Origin of the sequence: Streptomyces lydicus (assembly GCF_001729485.1) — a bacterium.
Lineage (GTDB): Bacteria > Actinomycetota > Actinomycetes > Streptomycetales > Streptomycetaceae > Streptomyces > Streptomyces lydicus_D.
This window is the reverse complement of record NZ_CP017157.1, coordinates 2,623,595-2,636,519: the sequence shown is the minus strand read 5'-3', so window position 1 is coordinate 2,636,519 and position 12,925 is coordinate 2,623,595. Positions and strand designations below refer to the sequence as shown.

The window sequence follows — 12,925 nt, the reverse complement described above, 5'->3', positions numbered from 1 at the left end:
TCAGCCCTTGGCCACGGCGCGCAGCCGGTCGATGACCTCGGCGCGCAGCTCCGCCGGTTCCAGTACGACGACGTCCGGTCCGAACTCCACGAGCCAGGCGTCGAGTCCGTGGCCGTTGGGGATCTCCAGCTCGTCCCAGCCGTCGCCCAGCGCGCGGACGGACAGCGCCCGGGCGCGCAGCGGATAGCCGTGCTCGGCGCGGAGCTTGATCCGGGCGGTGCCGGTCGCGGTCTCGCCCGCCCAGCTCTCGACGGTCTCGCGGACGGTGACGTGGTCGGGCACCGGCGCGGTGAACCTGCCCTGCCGGGAGCGGACCTTGCCGGTGATCCGGGAGAGCCGGAAGACCCGCTCCGCCTTGCGGTCCCGGTCCCAGCCGGCGACGTACCAGTGGCCGCGCCAGCACTCCAGGATCCACGGTTCGACCTGCCGCTGCTCGGGGTGCGCGGCGGTGGACTTGCGGTAGTCGAAGACGACCGGCCGGCGGTCGCGGCAGGCCAGCATCAGCGGTTCGAAGGCGGCCTCGTGGGCGGGGATGCGCGGTTCGAGGGCGCTGTGCGGCTGCCGGGCGTCGTAGTCCGCGCCGTCCTCGGCCAGCGGCATCCCGGCCGCGCGCAGCTTCTGCAGCGCTCCGCTGGCGGCGCCGGCCAGCCGGGCCTGCTGCCAGACCTTGGCGGCGAGTCCGAGCGCGGCGGCCTCCTCGGCGTCCAGGGTGATCGGCGGCAGCCGGTTGCTGTCGCGGCGGGCCAGATAGCCGACGTCGCCGTCGATGCCTTCGACGGTCTCGATGACCAGGCCGAGTTCGCGCAGGTCGTCCTTGTCCCGCTCGAACATCCGGTTGAAGGCGTCGTCACCGCCCGTGTCGGCGCTCCCGTTGCCGAAGGCCATGGCGTATCCCGGCCCGAAGGCTTCGACGTACGCCTCGATGGACGACCTGAGCTCGCGCTTGGTCAGCGGGCGTCGCGTCCCCAGCAGGCACAGCGCCAGGTTCATCAGCCGCTCGGCCTTGGCAATGGCCATCGACGCCCTTTCTCGTTGAACTCCCGATCGTGACCGTACCGCTCGGGGTGCGTGCGGCAAAAGCCGAGGGCCCGTGCCGGGATCGGCACGGGCCCTCGGTACTGCCTCACCGGCCGTCGGGCCGGGAGCTGCCCGGTGTCAGACGGAGACCAGGTCGCAGACGAAGATCAGCGTCTCGCCCGGGGCGATGCGGCCGCCGCCGGCGCCGCGGTCGCCGTACGCGAGGTGCGCGGGGATGGTCAGCCGGCGGCGGCCGCCGACCTTCATGCCCTGCACGCCCTGGTCCCAGCCGGCGATGACCTGGCCGGCACCCAGCTGGAACTGGAGCGGCTTGCCGCGGTTCCAGCTCGCGTCGAACTCCTCGCCGGTGCTGAAGGAGACTCCGACGTAGTGGACGGAGACGGTGTCCCCGGCCTTGGCGACCGGCCCGTCGCCCTCCTTCAGGTCCACGATCTCGAGCTCGGTGGGAGCCGGGCCCTCAGGAAAGTCGATCTCGGGCTTGTCGATGCTCACGGATGTGCTCCTACTTACGAATCTTTACGATTACCGGGCCAGTCTCGCAGATCTCGCCGAGGCCGCAGGTCAGACCGTGCCGACGATGTCGACCGAGAAGACCAGGGTGTTCTTGGCCAGCTGGTGCTGCGGGCTCGTGCCGTAGGCCAGCTTCGGCGGGATCACGATCTCCACCCGGTCACCGACGTGCTTGCCGACCAGTGCCTTGTCCCAGCCCTGGACGACCTGCCCGGTACCGATCTGGAACGCCGTCGCGCCGCCGTGGTCCCAGGAGGAGTCGAACTTCTTGCCGTCCTCCCACTTCACGCCGGTGTACTGAGCGATCAGCCCGTCGCCGGCCTTGACCTCGGGTCCCTTGCCCTTGATCAGGACCTGCTGCTTGAGGCCCTTGGGGGCCTTCTCCCCCTTGGGGACGGTGATCTGCGCGGCCTTCTCGTCGGCCGCCGTCACCTCGGGCATGCCGCTCTCCGGCGACGCCTGCTTCCCCTCGGCCTTGGCCTTCTTGTCGACCTTCTGCGCGCCGACCACGTCGACGACCCAGACCAGGCCGTCCCCCGGCTTGATCCCGGACTGCGGGTTGAGGCCCTCGCCGATCAGCGCCTTGGCGGTGCCCTCGACCTCGAACCGGCTGCCGACCTTCTGCCCGGCGGCCGCGGACAGCACCTTCGGCGGCAGCTGCTGCTGGGTCATCTGGTCGGTGACCTCGGTGACGACCTGGGCACGCGGCGCACCCGGCTTCGCGCCGGGCTGCGGCGTCCAGCTGCTGCCGAGGTTCTGGCCCTTCATGGTCTGGGCCGCGAAGTCCAGCCGGACCAGATCGCCCTTCTTGACGGTCGCGCCCTTGCCCTGCACGAGGGTCTTGGTGACGGCCGTGTCGGACGGCTTGGCGCCCTTGGGCACCGTGATCTTGGGCTGCGCCCCCGCCTTGCCCTCGACCTTGACGACCGCCTCGCCCGCCGAGCCCTTGCCGTCGTCGGACCCGCAGGCGGCGGAGAGCAGCAGAAGGGGCACGGTCAGCGCGGCCGCGGCGGCGCGACGGGTGCTTTTCGTGAACGAGCGGGGGTGGGGTCGTGCCCCGGAGAGATTCAGCATCAGTCCAACTCGGGCTCGTGGGGTGGTGGGCAATGCCCGCCACTCTACGACCTGTCCCTGTGGACCTTCCCCGGTACAACACGGCGATGTGCCGGGAGCGAGTCACTCCCGGCACACCCTCCGCATTCCCCGCGGGTCACATTCCGGCGATCAGCTTCTCCACCCGGTCGTCCACCGAACGGAACGGGTCCTTGCACAGGACCGTGCGCTGCGCCTGGTCATTCAGCTTGAGGTGGACCCAGTCGACCGTGAAATCACGGCGCTGCTCCTGGGCCCGGCGGATGAAGTCGCCGCGCAGCCGCGCCCGAGTGGTCTGCGGCGGCACCGATTTGCCCTCGAAGATCTTCAAGTCGTTGCAGATCCGGGCCGCTTGCCCCTTCCGCTCCAGGAGGTAGTAAAGCCCCCGGCGGCGGTGAATGTCGTGATAGGCGAGGTCTATCTGCGCCACTCGTGGGTGGGACATGGTGATGTTGTTCTTTGTGCGGTACCGCTCGATGAGCTGATGTTTCATCACCCAGTCGATCTCGGTCGAGATGCGGTCGAGCTGCTCGTCCCGGATCGCCTCCAGGGTGCGCCCCCACAGCTCCAGGACCCGCTCGACGAGGCCCGTACGGATGCCGCGGCGGTCGCAGAAGTCCACGGCCTTTTCGTAGTACTCCTGCTGGACCTCCAGCGCCGAGGCTTCCCGGCCGCTGGCCAGCCGCACCTTGCGCTGCCCGGTGATGTCGTGGCTGACCTCGCGGATCGCCCGGATCGGGTTCTCCAGGGTCAGGTCGCGCATCACCGTGCCCGCCTCGATCATGCGCAGGACGAGGTCCGTGGCGCCGACCTTGAGCATCATGGTCGTCTCGGACATGTTCGAGTCGCCGACGATGACGTGCAGCCGGCGGTAGCGCTCGGCGTCCGCGTGCGGTTCGTCGCGGGTGTTGATGATGGGACGGGACCGGGTGGTCGCCGAGGAGACGCCCTCCCAGATGTGCTCGGCGCGCTGGCTGACGCAGTAGACGGCGCCGCGCGGAGTCTGCAGCACCTTGCCCGCGCCGCACAGCAGCTGACGGGTGACGAGGAACGGAATGAGGATGTCCGCGAGCCGGGAGAACTCGCCGTGCCGCGCAACGAGGTAATTCTCGTGGCAACCGTAGGAGTTTCCCGCCGAATCGGTGTTGTTCTTGAAGAGATAGACGTCGCCCGCGATTCCCTCCTCGTGCAGGCGGCGCTCGGCGTCGACGAGCAGACCCTCGAGAATGCGCTCACCGGCCTTGTCGTGGGTGACCAGCTCGGTCACGTTGTCGCACTCGGGAGTTGCGTATTCCGGGTGCGAACCCACGTCCAAGTACAGGCGGGCACCGTTCCGCAGGAAGACATTGCTGCTGCGGCCCCATGACACGACACGGCGGAAGAGGTACCGCGCCACTTCGTCAGGCGACAGTCGGCGCTGTCCCCTGAACGTGCACGTGACGCCGTACTCGTTCTCCAGCCCGAAAATGCGGCGGTCCATGACTGAACATTACGCCTGATGGCCTGCTCTGAAACCGGGTTCGACAGCCCCGTTTCGATCATTTTCCGCCGGGGCCGCACCCGCCGTGCGCCGTACGGGCTCACCGAGAAATCGCTTCGTCGACAAAAGGACCAGCAGTGCGGCGAGGCCGCCCACGCCGGCCACCGCGAATCCGGCCGCCGCTCCACCGCCCTCCACCGCCGGCCCGGCCACCGACGCGCCCACCGCCGATCCGACGCCGAACGTCGTCACCAGCCACGAAAACGCCTCCGTCACCGTGCCCTTGGGGGCGTGCCGGTCCACGACCACGAACGCGCAGGCCAGCGCCGGCGCCAGGAACACCCCCGCGACGCCGGTCAGCACCGTCATCCCCACCGGCCCGGGCACCAGCGCCAGCGGCAGATAGCCCAGCGCCAGCAGCCCGACGAGCAGCCGCAGCCGGCCCTCCGGCAGCCCCGGCCAGGTGCGCGCCCCGTAGACGATGCCGCCGGCCAGCGCGCCGACCCCGAGCGCGGAGAGCAGCCAGCTGGAGATCATCCCGCCGCCGTGCCCGTCCGCGTACGCCACCGCGGCGACCGCTATCGAGCCCAGCGCGAGGCCCACGAAGAAGAACGCGCCGATCAGCACCAGCAGCCCGGCGGAGCGCAGGGCGCCCAGCCAGTGCGCCTCGCGCGGCCCGCTGCGCCACCGCCGGGACGGCTCGGAGACGACGACGGAGAGCGCGCCGAGCACCCCGACCGCGTTGATCACGATCAGGGCCGCGCCCGCCGACCCGACCGCCACGCACAGCGTCACCAGCAACGGCCCGACCGCGAACATGACTTCCTGGGCGACCGCGTCCAGCGCGTAGGCCGCGTGCACCTGGTCGGCGCGCCGGAGCACCCCCGGCCACAGCGCCCGCAGCCCGCCCTCCAGGGGCGGGGTGAAGAATCCGGCGACCACCATGGCGGCGTAGGACAGCCACAGCACGTCCAGGCCGACGACGGCCAGCAGCGTCATCCCCAGGGCGGAGAGCACCGCGGCGGGCAGCATCACCCGCGGCTGCCCGTACAGGTCCACGGCCCGGCCGAGCAGCGGCTGGCCGATGGCCGTGCAGAGGCCGTAGACGGCCGAGAGCGCGCCGGCCAGCGCGTAGCTGCCGCCCTCGGCGCGGACGAACAGGACCACCGCCAGCGCCGCGGTGGCGTTCGGCAGCCTGCCGACCAGCGTCCCGGCCAGCAGCCGGGCGGCGTGCCGGGTCCTGAGCAGCTCCGCGTATCCGGCGGCCATCCCTGCCCCTTTCCGTCCGGGCCGAGCCCGACGTGTTACGTATAACTTCCGACGTTATACGTACCATGACGGCAACCCGCGGTCCACCCGCGGCGACCGAAACGAGGAGAGCATCACCCGGTGAGCAGCAACGAGGCCACGACGCCCCCCGGCTCCACCGGGGCCGCGGACCCCGCGACCCCCGGCAGGCCGGCCGCCGACCGGATCACCAGCCGGGACGTGGCGCGCGCCGCCGGGGTCTCCCAGGCCGCGGTCTCCCTCGTGCTCGGCGACAAATGGCGCGGCCGGGTCTCCCCCGGCAAGGCCGAGGCGGTCCGCGCCGCCGCCCGCGAGCTGGGCTACCGCCCCAACCTCGCCGCGCGCAGCCTGCGCATGGGCCGCACCCGAACCGTGCTCCTCGTCGTCCCCGCCCTCACCACCGAGTTCTTCGCCCGGGTCTACACCGGCGCGGCCCGGGTCGCCGCCGAGCACGGCTTCGGCGTCGTCCTCTACCCCTCCCCCGAGGGCATCGGCCCGGCCCGCGACCCCTTCGACTCCGCGGCCGCCACCCTCGACGGAGTGATCGCCTCCTCCATGGCGGCCGAGGCCCTCACCCCGCTGCGCGCCGCCGACCTGCCCCTGGTCATGCTCGACAGCGACCCCGACGACGACCGCGCCACCGCCACCGTCAACCTCGACATCGCCGACGGCGTGCGGCAGTTGACCGGCCATCTGGCCGCGCTCGGCCACCGGCGCATCACCCACCTCGCCGCCGACGTCCGCTCCTGGACGTTCGAGGTACGCGCCCGCGCCGTCCGGGAGGCCCTCTCCCGGGTCCCCGGCGTCCGGCTGCGCCGCCTGCCCGCCGCCCTCGGCGTCGACGCCGGGCTGCGCGCCGCGCACACCGCGCTGACCGGCCCCGGCCCCCGCCCGACCGCGCTGCTCTGCGACGACGACATCATCGCCGCGGGCGCCTGCAAGGCCGTACGCCGGCTGGGCCTGCGGGTCCCCGAGGACGTCTCGGTCACCGGCTTCGACGACCTCGCGCTCGCCGTCGCCGTGGAGCCGGAGCTGACGACCGTACGGCTGCCCGCCGAGGAGTTCGGCGAGGCCGGCATGCGGGCCCTGATGGCGGCGCTCGACGGCCGACCGGCCCAGGCGCCCACCCTGCCGGTGGAGCTGGTGACCAGGGGCTCCACCGCCCCGCCGGCCGACGCCCCGGAGAACGCCGCGCGCCCCGGCGGGCGATGACCCACCGGGGCGCGCGGTACGGGCAGCGGCCCGGACGCGATACGTCAGTGCGAGCTGTGCCTCACAGCGGCGGCTCGCCCTCGGTGTCGTCCTTGCCCTTGGCTCCCTTGCCGCCGGAGCCCTTGGCACCGCCGGAACCCTTGCCGCCGGCGCCCTCGGCCGGGGCCCCGGACGTGCCGGCGCCGGCCTCCGCGTCCGCCGCCGGCTCCTCGGCGCCCGCGGCGCCGTTCTCCTCCAGCAGGCGGGACAGCTGACGGCCCAGGATGCGCTTGAACTTGCGCTGCTGCGGCCGCGTACGGTCCAGCGTCGCGACCTCCAGCTGCTCGGCCGTCAGCGTGCGCTCCCCGCCGTTGTTGTCCCGCGAGAGCGACTCCACGGCCAGCTTCAGCGCCTCGGACAGCGTCATGCCGTCGCGGTGACGCTGGTCGAGATAGCTGCTGATCTGGTCCGCGTTGCCGCCCACGGCCACCGAGCCGTGCTCGTCGACGATCGAGCCGTCGTGCGGCAGGCGGTAGATCTGGTCGTCCTCCGGGGCGCTGCCGACCTCGGCGACGATCAGCTCGACCTCGTACGGCTTCTCGGCGGCGCTGGAGAAGATCGTGCCGAGGGTCTGGGCGTAGACGTTCGCCAGGCCGCGTGCGGTCACGTCCTCGCGGTCGTAGGTGTAGCCCCGCAGGTCGGCGTAGCGCACGCCGCCGATCCGGAGGTTCTCGAACTCGTTGTATTTGCCGACCGCCGCGAAGGCGATCCGGTCATAGATCTCGCTGACCTTGTGCAGGGCGCGGGAGGGATTCTCGGCGACGAAGACCACGCCGTCGGTGTACTGCAGCACCACGACGCTGCGGCCACGCGCGATGCCCTTGCGGGCGTACTCGGCACGGTCGGCCATGGCCTGCTGGGGTGAGACATAGAACGGCGTCGACACCGGCTATCCGTCCCTTCCTGTCAAAAGCTCTCTCACTGGCGGCATTGCGGAACATCCGTCCCGTCAGAGCAGCGCGGCGCGCGGGCCGTCGGGCTGTTCGAGGCGGCGCTCGTGGACGGCACGGGCGATCTCCGAGACCTCGGCGTCGGTCAGCCTCTTGAAGCCCTCGTCGGTGATCACCGTGACGATCGGGTAGATGCGCCGCGCCATGTCGGGGCCTCCCGTCGCCGAGTCGTCGTCGGCGGCGTCGTAGAGCGCCTGGACCACGGCGGTGGCGGCCTGTTCCTCGGTGAAGTCCTCGCGGTAGAGCTTCTTCAGCGCGCTGCGCGCGAAGACCGAACCGGAACCCGTCGCCGCGAAACCGTGCTCCTCCGAGCGCCCGCCGGTCACGTCGTACGAGAAGATCCGGCCCTTCTCGCGGTCGAGGTCGAAGCCGGCGAACAGCGGCACCACGGCCAGGCCCTGCATGGCCATCCCGAGGTTGCTGCGGATCATCGTCGAGAGCCGGTTCGCCTTGCCCTCCAGGGAGAGTTGGGCGCCTTCGACCTTCTCGAAGTGCTCCAGCTCCAGCTGGAAGAGCTTGACCATCTCGACGGCGAGGCCGGCGGTGCCGGCGATACCGACCGCGCTGTACTCGTCGGCCGGGAAGACCTTCTCGATGTCGCGCTGTGCGATGACATTGCCCATCGTCGCCCGGCGGTCACCGGCGAGCACCACGCCGCCGGGGAACGTCGTGGCCACGATCGTCGTGCCGTGCGGCGCCTCGACGGCGCCCTGCACCGGCGGCAACGGGCGGTTGCCCGGCAGCAGATCAGGCGAGTGCGCCCCGAGGAAATCCATGAACGACGAGGATCCAGGCGTCAGGAAGGCAGCTGGCAGACGCCCGGTGCTACGAGTGTTGGCTTCCACACGTTTCCTTCCGGATACTCGGCCGCCCGCCCAAGGCGTCCGGCCGATCCTTGAATTGGCTCAAGAGGCTGCGTTGCAGCTGAAGCACCGTACGACCGGGACCCTACCCGTCTCCCGGGCGTGATCCACATGCCCGGGCCCGGCTCGGACACACCGGCCGGCCGGCGCCCGACGGCCCTGGGCACACCGGCCGGAGACCGTGCGCGGCGCCGAGAGGCGCCACGCACAGCACTCCGGCCGGCAGGGGTCGGGCCGCGCCCGCTTCCGGTCCTACTGCCCGCCCTTTTGCACGAACGAGCGGACGAAGTCCTCGGCGTTCTCCTCCAGGACGTCGTCGATCTCGTCCAGCACCGAATCCACGTCGTCCGACAACTTTTCCTGGCGTTCCTTGAGGTCGTCCGTGGCCTGCGCGTCCTGGGCCTGTTCCTCGACCTCTTCCGTGGAACGCGTGGCCTTGGCCTGTCCGCCGCCGCTGTCCTTGGTCGCCATATCCCTCACCCCGCTCGGTTCGCCCCGCTCGATGTGACCTTCAAGATCCGACCCTACAAGCAGGGTCCGACATCGGCCCTGCAGTTGCTGCAACGCCCGGGAGTCACCTCGATGATTCCCGCACCGCGACAATTTCAGGCGCGGATCGGCCGTGCTCGCCGAAAGATTTCTGTCGTGCACCTGCCGTTGTTCAGCGCCCGGAGAGCGTCCTCACCAGCTCCTCCGCGGTGCGGCAGCGGTCCAGGAGCTCCTTGACGTGTTTCCGCGTCCCGCGCAGCGGCTCCAGCGTGGGGACCCGTTGCAGGGAGTCACGGCCGGGCAGGTCGAAGATGACCGAATCCCACGAGGCGGCCGCCACGTCGTCGGCGTACTGCTCCAGGCAGCGGCCGCGGAAATACGCCCTGGTGTCCTCAGGGGGCTTCTGCTGGGCCCGCCGGACCTCGGACTCGTCCAGGAGCCGCTTCATCTTCCCGCGGGCCGCCAGGCGGTTGTACAGGCCCTTCTCGGGGCGCACGTCGGCGTACTGCAGGTCGATGAGGTGGAGCCGGGCCGCGTCCCAGTCCAGGCCGTCCCGGCGGCGGTAGCCCTCCATGAGCTCCCGCTTGGCGACCCAGTCCAGCTCGCCGGACAGACTCATCGGGTCGTTCTCCAGCCGGCCGAGGACGTCCTCCCACCGGGTCAGCACGTCCTTGGTCTGCTCGTCCGCATCCGCGCCGTAGCGGTCCTCGACGTATTTGCGGGCCAGCTCGAAGTACTCCATCTGGAGCTGCACGGCGGTGAGTGAGCGGCCGCTGCGGAGCGTGATCAGATGCTGCAGGGAGGGGTCGTGCGAGACCCGGTGGAGGGTCCGCACGGGCTGCTCGACGGCCAGGTCGACGGCGATGAAGCCGTCCTCGATCATGGAGAGCACCAGGGAGGTGGTGCCCAGCTTCAGGTACGTCGAGATCTCGGAAAGGTTCGCGTCGCCGATGATCACGTGGAGCCGGCGGTACTTCTCCGCGTCCGCGTGCGGTTCGTCGCGGGTGTTGATGATGGGGCGCTTGAGGGTCGTCTCCAGCCCGACCTCCACCTCGAAGTAGTCGGCGCGCTGGCTGATCTGGAAGCCGTGCTCGTGCCCGTCCTGGCCGATACCGACCCGGCCGGCGCCGGTGACCACCTGGCGGGAGACGAAGAACGGCGTCAGGTGCCGCACGATGTCCGAGAACGGGGTCTCCCGCTTCATCAGGTAGTTCTCGTGCGTGCCGTAGGAGGCGCCCTTGTTGTCCGTGTTGTTCTTGTAGAGGTGGATGGGCTGGGCGCCGGGCACCTGGGCGGCCCGCTCGGCGGCCTCGGCCATGATCCGCTCGCCGGCCTTGTCCCACAGGACGGCGTCGCGGGGGTTGGTGACCTCGGGGGCGCTGTATTCGGGGTGCGCATGGTCCACGTAGAGCCGGGCGCCATTGGTGAGGATCACGTTCGCCAGGCCGATGTCCTCGTCGGTGAGCTGGCTGGCGTCGGCGTTCTCCCGCGCGAGATCGAAGCCGCGGGCGTCCCGCAGCGGGTTCTCCTCCTCGAAATCCCAGCGGGCACGGCGTGCCCGGTGCATCGCGGCCGCGTAGGCGTTGACCACCTGGGATGAGGTGAGCATGGCATTGGCGTTCGGGTGGCCGGGGACGGAGATCCCGTACTCCGTCTCGATTCCCATTACTCGCCGTACGGTCATGCGGCCCTCCTTGCCCGGCGACGCCCCCGGATGGGGTCGGCGCTCAAGTACCGCTGTGCTTCCGGTCCGTGCGCGTGCCCCACGCCCGCACAGCGTGACGCAGCGGTACCGACGAGCCTAGAACGCCTTGGCGGCGCTGGGGAGATCATTACAGTCATTGCTCCAGTCCGGTTTTCCCTGGTCCATCGCGCCCTTTAGGGGACCTCTTCCGGAGTCTCCCGGAAAAGCGTCCGGCTGCGGACGCCCCGTGCAGGACATCCGCAGCCGGAGAGCGGTGTTACAGGTATTGGCCGGTATTCGCCACCGTATCGATGGAGCGACCGGTGTCGGCGCCCTGCTTTCCGGTGACCAGGGTGCGGATGTACACGATCCGCTCGCCCTTCTTTCCGGAGATCCGGGCCCAGTCGTCCGGGTTGGTGGTGTTGGGCAGGTCCTCGTTCTCCTTGAACTCGTCCACGCACGCCTGCAGGAGATGGGAGACCCGCAGACCTTTCTGATTGTGTTCGAGGAAGGCTTTGATGGCCATCTTCTTTGCGCGTCCTACGATGTTTTCGATCATCGCACCGGAGTTGAAGTCCTTGAAGTAGAGGACTTCCTTGTCACCATTGGCGTAGGTGACCTCCAGGAAGCGATTCTCCTCGGATTCCGCGTACATCTGCTCGACCACGGACTGAATCATTCCGCTGACCGCGGCCTTGCGCGATTCGTCGTGCTCGGCGAGGTCGTCGGCGTGCAGCGGGAGATTCTCCGTGAGGTACTTCGAGAAGATGTCCTTCGCGGCCTCCGCGTCCGGACGCTCGATCTTGATCTTCACGTCGAGCCGGCCGGGGCGCAGGATCGCCGGGTCGATCATGTCCTCGCGGTTCGAGGCACCGATCACGATCACGTTCTCGAGGCCCTCGACGCCGTCGATCTCCGACAGCAGCTGGGGGACGATGGTGTTCTCCACGTCCGAGCTGACGCCGGATCCACGGGTGCGGAAGAGGGAGTCCATCTCGTCGAAGAAGACGATGACGGGAGTGCCCTCGCTGGCCTTCTCCCTGGCGCGCTGGAAGACCAGCCGGATGTGCCGCTCCGTCTCACCGACGTACTTGTTGAGCAGCTCGGGGCCCTTGATGTTGAGGAAGAAGCTCTTCCCCGCGGGCTGCCCGGTCACCTCGGCGACCTTCTTGGCAAGGGAGTTGGCGACCGCCTTGGCGATGAGGGTCTTGCCGCAGCCGGGCGGGCCGTAGAGCAAGACGCCCTTGGGCGGGCGGAGTTCGTGCTCCTTGAAGAGGTCGGGGTAGAGGTACGGAAGCTCGACCGCGTCCCGGATCAGTTCGATCTGGCCGCCCAGACCGCCGATCTTGGTGTAGTCGATGTCCGGGACCTCTTCGAGGACGAGTTCCTCGACCTCGCTCTTCGGGATGACTTCGTAGACGTAGCCGGAGCGGGGTTCCAGGAGCAGGGCGTCGCCGGGGCGGATGGTGGTGTCCAGCAGCGGCTCGGCGAGCCTCACCACCCGCTCCTCGTCGGTGTGCCCGATGACCAGGGCGCGCTCGCCGTCCTCAAGGATCTCCTTGAGGGTGACGATGTCCCCGGCGCTCTCGAACTCCATGGCCTCGACCACGTTGAGCGCTTCGTTGAGCATGACCTCCTGGCCGCGCCGGAGGTCCTCCGTCTCCACGCTCGGGCTGACGTTCACCCGGAGCTTGCGGCCCCCGGTGAAAATGTCGACCGTGTCGTCCTCGTTCGCCTGCAGGAAGACGCCGAAGCCGGCCGGCGGCTGCGCGAGCCGGTCGACCTCTTCCTTGAGGGCGACGATCTGGTCACGGGCCTCGCGGAGAGTATTGGCGAGACGCTCGTTCTGCGCCGAGACGCCGGCCAGGTTGGTCTGCAGCTCGACGATCCGCTCTTCGAGAATCCTCGTGTGCCGCGGAGAGTCGGCGAGCTTGCGTCGCAGGACGGCGATCTCCTGCTCGAGATAGGCAACCTGGCCGGCGGGATCTTCAGACCCCCGCCCCGGCCGGATGCCGCGGTTGATGTCGTCGTCGTGGGCTGCCACGGTCCTCACCTCCTCCAAGGAGCTGGACGCTTCCTGACCCTACCTGGGCCGGTGCAGGTTGAAACCCCTAGATCGAAAAGACTGTCGGGGTGTGTCCGATCTTCACCCTTGCGCACGTCCTCACGCCAAGGGAATACCCACCCATCAACATCGGAAAGCGAGCGGTTGTATCGTCGAGTCGGTCAACACCCGTCAGGGCTGGCGCCACTTAGACAAAAACGATTCACGTACGCAGGA

The 12,925-nt window shown here is 69.8% G+C and carries 11 protein-coding genes; 1 reads left to right on the top strand and 10 read right to left on the bottom strand.

The genetic code is table 11. From position 1 onward, the window contains the following. The 5 genes from SL103_RS11325 to SL103_RS11305 all read right to left on the bottom strand — a co-directional run bounded on the left by SL103_RS11325 (position 1) and on the right by SL103_RS11305 (position 5,389). A complete protein-coding gene (locus SL103_RS11325) occupies positions 1-1,017 on the bottom strand; it encodes a helix-turn-helix transcriptional regulator (protein ID WP_069568735.1) in 1,017 nt (338 codons plus the stop codon). 138 nt (positions 1,018-1,155) lie between these two features. After that, positions 1,156-1,530 carry an FKBP-type peptidyl-prolyl cis-trans isomerase gene (locus SL103_RS11320; protein ID WP_033269967.1) on the bottom strand — a complete coding sequence of 125 codons (375 nt, stop codon included), beginning with the start codon at positions 1,528-1,530 and terminating at the stop codon, positions 1,156-1,158. 69 nt (positions 1,531-1,599) lie between these two features. Further along, positions 1,600-2,622: an FKBP-type peptidyl-prolyl cis-trans isomerase gene (locus tag SL103_RS11315; RefSeq protein WP_079145693.1), complete on the bottom strand. Its 1,023-nt coding sequence runs from the start codon at positions 2,620-2,622 to the stop codon at positions 1,600-1,602. Between the two features lie 136 nt (positions 2,623-2,758). Then, positions 2,759-4,120, bottom strand: a complete 1,362-nt coding sequence (gene pafA / locus SL103_RS11310; RefSeq protein WP_069568734.1) for a Pup--protein ligase — start codon at positions 4,118-4,120, stop codon at positions 2,759-2,761. 9 nt (positions 4,121-4,129) lie between these two features. Next, positions 4,130-5,389 (bottom strand): MFS transporter, encoded by a 1,260-nt coding sequence (locus tag SL103_RS11305; protein WP_069568733.1) that lies wholly within the window; start codon positions 5,387-5,389, stop codon positions 4,130-4,132. Between the two features lie 120 nt (positions 5,390-5,509). Here SL103_RS11305 and SL103_RS11300 point away from each other — a divergent pair, with 120 nt between their 5' ends. Next, positions 5,510-6,619: a LacI family DNA-binding transcriptional regulator gene (locus SL103_RS11300; RefSeq protein ID WP_069568732.1), complete on the top strand. Its 1,110-nt coding sequence runs from the start codon at positions 5,510-5,512 to the stop codon at positions 6,617-6,619. Positions 6,620-6,680: 61 nt separating this feature from the next. On the opposite strand, the gene prcA is transcribed toward SL103_RS11300, so the two are convergent. The 5 genes from prcA to arc all read right to left on the bottom strand — a co-directional run bounded on the left by prcA (position 6,681) and on the right by arc (position 12,688). Further along, positions 6,681-7,544, bottom strand: a complete 864-nt coding sequence (gene prcA, locus SL103_RS11295) for a proteasome subunit alpha (RefSeq protein WP_069568731.1) — start codon at positions 7,542-7,544, stop codon at positions 6,681-6,683. 63 nt (positions 7,545-7,607) lie between these two features. Continuing rightward, on the bottom strand, positions 7,608-8,453 hold the full coding sequence (prcB, locus tag SL103_RS11290) for a proteasome subunit beta (protein WP_069568730.1): 846 nt from the start codon (positions 8,451-8,453) through the stop codon (positions 7,608-7,610). A 270-nt stretch (positions 8,454-8,723) separates the two neighbouring features. Continuing rightward, on the bottom strand, positions 8,724-8,942 hold the full coding sequence (locus SL103_RS11285; RefSeq protein WP_033269961.1) for a ubiquitin-like protein Pup: 219 nt from the start codon (positions 8,940-8,942) through the stop codon (positions 8,724-8,726). A gap of 190 nt (positions 8,943-9,132) precedes the next feature. Continuing rightward, entirely contained in the window at positions 9,133-10,644 is a 1,512-nt protein-coding gene (gene dop / locus SL103_RS11280) for a depupylase/deamidase Dop (protein WP_347877840.1), read from the bottom strand. Between the two features lie 277 nt (positions 10,645-10,921). Beyond that, complete coding sequence (arc, locus tag SL103_RS11275; RefSeq protein WP_069573617.1) at positions 10,922-12,688, bottom strand: proteasome ATPase; 1,767 nt, start codon at positions 12,686-12,688, stop codon at positions 10,922-10,924. Positions 12,689-12,925 lie beyond the last annotated feature (237 nt).

Coding starts and splice junctions, on each gene's coding strand:
- SL103_RS11325 (WP_069568735.1), bottom strand. CDS start 1,017: ATGGCCATTGCCAAGGCCGAGCGGCTGATGAACCTGGCGCTGTGCCTG.
- SL103_RS11315 (WP_079145693.1), bottom strand. CDS start 2,622: ATGCTGAATCTCTCCGGGGCACGACCCCACCCCCGCTCGTTCACGAAA.
- pafA (WP_069568734.1), bottom strand. CDS start 4,120: ATGGACCGCCGCATTTTCGGGCTGGAGAACGAGTACGGCGTCACGTGC.
- SL103_RS11305 (WP_069568733.1), bottom strand. CDS start 5,389: ATGGCCGCCGGATACGCGGAGCTGCTCAGGACCCGGCACGCCGCCCGG.
- SL103_RS11285 (WP_033269961.1), bottom strand. CDS start 8,942: ATGGCGACCAAGGACAGCGGCGGCGGACAGGCCAAGGCCACGCGTTCC.
- dop (WP_347877840.1), bottom strand. CDS start 10,644: ATGACCGTACGGCGAGTAATGGGAATCGAGACGGAGTACGGGATCTCC.